The sequence below is a fragment of the Deinococcus arboris genome (assembly GCF_009755355.1).
GTDB classification, from domain to species: domain Bacteria; phylum Deinococcota; class Deinococci; order Deinococcales; family Deinococcaceae; genus Deinococcus; species Deinococcus betulae.
Map to the genome: position 1 here is coordinate 1 of NZ_WQLB01000066.1, position 5,973 is coordinate 5,973.

At 52.4% G+C, this 5,973-nt stretch carries 4 protein-coding genes; 1 reads left to right on the forward strand and 3 read right to left on the reverse strand.

Annotation, left to right across the window (positions count from 1 at the left end):
* Positions 1-518: 518 nt before the first annotated feature.
* Positions 519-1,376, reverse strand: a complete 858-nt coding sequence (locus GO986_RS22210) for a hypothetical protein (RefSeq protein WP_157461710.1) — start codon at positions 1,374-1,376, stop codon at positions 519-521.
* Positions 1,377-2,081: 705 nt separating this feature from the next.
* Here GO986_RS22210 and GO986_RS22215 point away from each other — a divergent pair.
* Positions 2,082-3,167, forward strand: a complete 1,086-nt coding sequence (locus tag GO986_RS22215) for a hypothetical protein (RefSeq protein ID WP_157461711.1) — start codon at positions 2,082-2,084, stop codon at positions 3,165-3,167.
* A gap of 69 nt (positions 3,168-3,236) precedes the next feature.
* On the opposite strand, the gene GO986_RS22220 is transcribed toward GO986_RS22215, so the two are convergent.
* Together GO986_RS22220 and GO986_RS22225 are read right to left on the reverse strand one after the other, a co-directional pair.
* The gene (locus tag GO986_RS22220; protein WP_157461712.1) at positions 3,237-4,805 is read right to left on the reverse strand and encodes an AlbA family DNA-binding domain-containing protein; all 1,569 of its coding nucleotides are present in this window, start codon (positions 4,803-4,805) and stop codon (positions 3,237-3,239) included.
* Positions 4,806-4,913: 108 nt separating this feature from the next.
* A partial coding sequence (locus GO986_RS22225; RefSeq protein ID WP_232337970.1) for a hypothetical protein occupies positions 4,914-5,973 on the reverse strand: 1,060 nt, incomplete at its 5' end.

Here is a 5,973-nt window from a genome sequence, read left to right on the forward strand (position 1 = left end):
TAAGCCTGCAGGACCTGGTGCTTGTGGCCCAGCTGTTGAAGGTCAGGGTCTGGGGGTCTGGTCCGTGCCCTGGCGCTTCACGGACTGGTTCAGCGTTAGGATGTCTGACCTGCCATTCCCGAATGCTCTGGTCAATGCCCAGTGCGCGCACCGAGCTTATTTGCCTTCATACACCAGTCAGAATGCGATATCTGAATCCTTGTCTTGGTCCGTGGCATTGGTCTTCAGACCCCTACAGACTCGAATTGAATCGTTCACAGGAACGATTCAATTCGATCCAGGAGAAGAACCACGGCGTATGTGCAACCCAACCGGGTTGCACACGCCAGAAACGGCAGTCCGTACCCGTTGCACCCCTCCTGTGCCTCAGGGGCACATCCAGCATGGCCTTCAAGGGACACCTTGAGACCAGCGGAGGGTTTCCGCTCTAAGCTCAGGCCAGTGCATAAGCATGGAGCAGACGGACGTTGCGGTGCAGACACCAGCAGGCTGCCGCCGTGAACCGTATGCCCTCTAGCTTACCGGGTCGGTACCCAATCGAAGGTCAGCTGGTCTTCAACCACGCCAATGAGCGTAAACCCATCTTTGACAGGTGAGGCACCGCAGAGCGCTGCCCACGCGGCCACCGCTGGCTGGGGAGCCATGGCATAGACCGCATGCACGCTGTCGCACATCCTCATCATGTACGCGTCGTACTCAGCCTCAAACTCCGGCATTAGGAAAGGCAAGGCCAGACGGGGCGTGGAACCGTCAACCCGAGCCCGGAAAAATGAATTGGGAATCTCCTGCCGGAACCAAAATTCCGCACCTTCAAATGTCCGGATCTCCTGCTCCTGGGGAAATCCTGTAAGTTGCCGGCGATTGACCACCGTGTAAAAGTTGTGATGGTCCATCGTGCCAAATTCTAAATTATGCCTTTCTCCCATGACCTGGGCCAGGCCTCGCTGCAACGCGGCACTGACCCATGGCCTGGGATCAGCAATCACAGTGCTTTGACCCTGTTCTACCAGGGCCCACAGCGCTTCTTCACCGGTACCGAGGTGCTGCCAGAGCCCCAGGTTGTAAGCCACCAACATCTCCTGGGCAAAGGCGGCTGCATCCGCTGGCATCAGGTGGCCTGACACGCCACTCTGCCGGCAGACATGGGCAAGGGCTTGCTCAGCACGCGTGAGAAAGGCCTGGCCGCGAATCGTCTCCGTCAGCGTGGGCTCGTCGCCAGCCTCCAGTTCGTGATGGGCTGTCCGGTGGTCCCGGTAGCCGAGCAGCTGAGCGGCAGCGTTCAGGGCCGTCGTGCGCTGAGTGCTGGTCTTGAGAAAGCGGGGCGCATAAACCTGAACCGCCGTGGCGAGGGTGGCGTGCATTTTGAGCGTCAACATGGGTCTCCCCTGTCGAGCGTGCCACGCCGGCATTGGTTGCACGCTCATGTGAGGTGAGACGTGTTGACGATGGGTGTGCGGTCTGCGCTGCAATCCTGTTCGGCCCCGGCGTGAGGCGGAGGATGAGGTTCCACCTGCACTGTATCAGGCAACGCGTGCCTACGTGAAGCCCAGGTCAGCAGGGGTGACCAGGCGTCATCAGGACTGTCAACCGGAGCGCGGGGCAGAAGGTCAGGGCCTCCGGAGGGTTGCCCGGCGAACGCGTATGCTGGTGCGCGTACTAAGCCTAGCTGTGTTTATAAACTGATCAGACTGCCACAGTTTTCCAACTGACTGAGGGACTAAAAGATGAAGAACGCAGTGGAGGCGAAGTGCGTCAGACAGCTCAAAAGCGTGGCCTGAATCAACCAAAGCTTTGCTTGACCTAGGCATGCACATCCATGGGCCGACCTGTTGCATTCTGACTGGTGTATGAAGGCAAATAAGCTCGGTGCGCGTAATCTGACTCAATTTTGATGACAGATAGCGTCACTGCGCGCAGTAGAAAGAGGCATGTGGCGCAAGGGGAAATGGTCTAGTCTGTCTATTAACACTCGTTATTCTAGTCTAAGCAAATACGCCTATTCCGTTTTTTAGCCCCCTGCCTGATGTGCCGATATTCAGCCGGCACCAATCGGCAGATAATGGCACTAAGGAGTACACAACATGCGTCAGCGCTTCTTCATTCACGATTTCATCCGCCAGCTTGAACAAAGAAGACGATTCTTTGAGCCCCCATTCCTGCCCGTCCACTCAGTCTTCCCATCAACTCAAGACACTCTTTCACGCATGCTGGGCATGCAAACACCACTCAGCACTTTCCATAAGAAAAGTATATCTGGACTCTTATCGACGCACCCTCCTTATTGGATACCGCCCAAACATAAACCACTCCAAATAGATTTCACTACACTTAATGGATTTCTGCGAACCGAAAATTATCTTACCGCCCGCATCCAGTGGCTCAGCACATTCACACCGTACGCAAGCCATTTCATCGATCACACGATACTACAGCTGGAAATTGCTAGAGAAAGGCAACGGCAACAAGAAAAAGAGCGAGATAGAGAACTCAACAAAGTAACGAAGTTTGTCGTTGACATTTTTAAAGAAAGAGGATGGCACATCCTCCCAGTCCTTTACTTCTCAGATTTTCTACTCCCTATCATACTCTTAGACGACCTCAAAGAAGGTTGGGAAGTTGCAGAGCAGACCGCTATTAAATATATGAAGGCGGCACAAAATGATCTCCTCGATTATGTAAAAGATAAGTTGACGGGTATTGGCTTAGAGGATAACATTGCTGCTCAACGACTCGGTTCAATTCAAAGACAGTTCAACCTTGCCTGTGAAGGAGAGAATGTTGATAATGTGGCCTCATTCATGGTCGCCGAGGCCGAAGGAATTTATACCGACTTTACAGCACGCTTAGGCCTGGGAACCGGATATTTTTACACTCGGGAAACTCAAAAGCAAGAGGAAAGAAAGCAAGTTCTGAAGAAGTGGCACGAAAAACTCATTGACAGTGAAGACTTTTACGGTGAAGAGTTTACTCGCCGACACTACAAGATTTTTTCAAAAACAAGAGAAAAGGTGATTCCGAAACGGAATGAAATTCAGCATGGCTCACTGAACTACCGAACTCAAGCCGATGCATTCTGGGCAACTACATTTCTGATTCTCACTCTCGAGTACGTCAACGGCATTTCGCGAATTGTTGAAAGCGAAGAAGACACTTCTCTTCACCAGTGACTCGCTTTAAAGGCCACATCCATACCAACAGCCGTCCCAATGCACGCGCACTGGGGCGGCTCATGCCATTCAGCCAGAAGCAGGCGACGGCAAGCCTTGATAAGCCTTAAGTCCCGAGACTTGATAGGGCCAGTGCGCATCTGCGACAAACTCGTCAAATGCGGCAAGCACCCCCTGCAAGGGTTCCGCCCGCATCGTTGACCAGCTCTCCTGAATAATAAACAGTGCCGCTTGCAAGGTTTCCTGCGCGACCGGCGAGTGAGTCCACGCGCCATCCACATACGGCACCTGTGATACCCGCGTGCGCGCCTGCATCACATAAGCCAGCAGCAGCAGCACCTCCGCCTGCCGCGTCAACCTCGACTTGATGGTCGCGGGCAGATAGGCCCCCAGCCAATCCGCCTGGTGAAACAGTTCGCGAGCGCGCTCCGCTGTGGCCACGACAGGGTGGCGTCGGTCAAAGGTCAAAGTCAACGCGTCCAAGTGCGGACGCAGCCCAATACTCTCAATGAGATCCCAGTGACCTGGCCGACCCGTCGGATACGTAATTCGCTGACGGTGCGTGAGCAGCAAGCCCAGGACCGTCAGGTCTGGCACAGGCAAAGCCGCAGCACAGGCACCAAAACACAGCAGATAGCCTGGATAGGCGCGCAAGGCCCCATACGTCAAACCCGAGAGCCCAACAACCGTGTGCGACGTAAACGCCACCGCCTGCGCAATCTCCTGAACCGCCACCTGTACACGGTCTGTCGGGTCGGCGTCGTGCATGATGACCGCCACCAATTCCACCAGGGGACGCACCACGGCCTCTTGCCCCTCCATGGCCGCCTGAACCTGCGCCTGGACATCAGGATGCACTTCATACGCCTGTTGGGTGGTCAGCCGGTCCAGCTGAAAGTGTGGCAAGCCCTGCCAGCGATCCACGGCAGCAGAATGGGCCTGGAGATAGTGGCCGATGTCGCGGCGAACCATCCGAAGCAGTGTGCGTTCTGGGGTGGCGAAACCGAAGTGAACGGCCTGGATAGAGGTCTGTGGCTGAAGGACAGCGCTGCCAGGCGATTGAGCCGCTGTTTGCGCCGCCTGGCGCTGCTCCACCAACGCCGATTCCAGAGCCACGACATGGTCTTGTAGGGTCCGTTCCGTCTGGCTCCACTGCGCAGCCAGTTCCTCAGTGGTCGGCCGGACCGACGAGGTTCCATGCCGAATCCAGAAGCCATACTCGTGTTCATTCTCACGGTGGAGTTGCCGCCAAGGCCAGCCCAGACAAGGCATTTCAACAAAATGCAGGGTCTTGTCGTCCTGCTTCAGTTCGTGCACCCGGATAGACAGCCGAAAGTCGACATTATCGCGCAGCAGGTTATTCAACTGCACTTCGCGTTTGTCTGCACTCGGGATCTTTTTCGGATCGTCTGCACGGAGCCCAATGACTTCACGGGTGTTACTGATGCCGATAAAGAGATAAGCGCGGCCACCAGGGGTTTCACGAGGCAGATTGCTGAGGGCCACCAGGTGGCGCAGGAGCTTGACATGATCGGGGGCTTGTTCTTTGAAGTCGTAGTGTGAGGCTTCCCGGTCGGAAGCTAGCGCCTCAGCGAGCAAGGCGTGGAGATCAATGGCGCCATCGGTGCCCAGGGTCATGGAGCACCAGCATAAGAGGTGCAGCTCATTCTGTCAGGCGGTATCAGGTCAGAGGCAAACCGCCTTGATTCAAATCGCTTGGCTTCCATCACCTTCTCGTTTTTGCACTCAATCTTCGTCAAAGGATATCTGACCAAAATCCGTGAGGCCTACTTCTCGTCTGGCAACCGATTGAAGATACGCTCTAGCTTCATTTCTTTCACAGAAAGGATCATTCGCTTCTTCAAAAATAAATTTGATATCCTTCCTTTCATTTTCTCGTGCCCGAGCGATTAAATTAAGGCGCTCATTATCAAAATTGTCAATGATTGAAGTTTTAACAATTCGCTGGAGAGTTAAGTCATCCAAATTGCCAAATGATCTGAAACCCCTAATTTCATATCTAGATTTTTTATTGGAATCCAAGCACTCGAATCTCTTACCTCGCACCTCGTTGATGTAGACTAAGTTGTTTCTATCAACAATAAGAATAATCGTGTTTATATTTTGCTCAAGCATGTAGTCTAGAGAGCGCATTTGATTTTTAGATATTTCGAGATTAAGCTCAGGTAAAAAATTATTACGACTTTTAACCTCTATAACAGATAATTTTCCTCGATACTCTATAAGAAGATCATAATTAACAATATCATAGGTCTCAAGACCGACACACTCCTTAAAATAAAATTGCTCTATGAGATAAGTGACAACCTTCTCTCTGGGTATAGTTGCCAACTTAGCCGACTTATGCCAAGTATTTCCTGCACCATTGTGTCGTTTTCTAATTGGTATCGAGTACGTTTCATCTTGATCCTCAAACAGGATGCGAAATTCTAACTCCAATCCACCACTCTCCTGCTGAGTCTGGTAGCTAACAATCTCAAGATTATGCAAATTGAAATTTCGCATAAGCCATCTCGCACCCTCTACACTTGCCCGATCGCTCGTAAAAGCCGTTAATCTTGGCATCTTATTCCGAAAGGATAGCCAAAGACTGTGCTCTATTCTTGAAATGTATAAACTATCATGGCGCAATACATCTGAATGCAGATTCTCTAAAAGCTGTGATGCCACCAAGTTTTCTGAAATGCTCGAAAGCAAGAATTTAGACCTGTCATCAAAGTATGCAGCCAAATCCCCCAGATCCTCATCCGTCATCTTTACTTCAGACATAGATTCCTTCCTTAAA

Bases quoted from the DNA above. Each gene is read 5' to 3' on its own strand.
- GO986_RS22210 (WP_157461710.1), bottom strand. From the start codon at position 1,376: ATGTTGACGCTCAAAATGCACGCCACCCTCGCCACGGCGGTTCAGGTT.
- GO986_RS22215 (WP_157461711.1), top strand. From the start codon at position 2,082: ATGCGTCAGCGCTTCTTCATTCACGATTTCATCCGCCAGCTTGAACAA.
- GO986_RS22220 (WP_157461712.1), bottom strand. From the start codon at position 4,805: ATGACCCTGGGCACCGATGGCGCCATTGATCTCCACGCCTTGCTCGCT.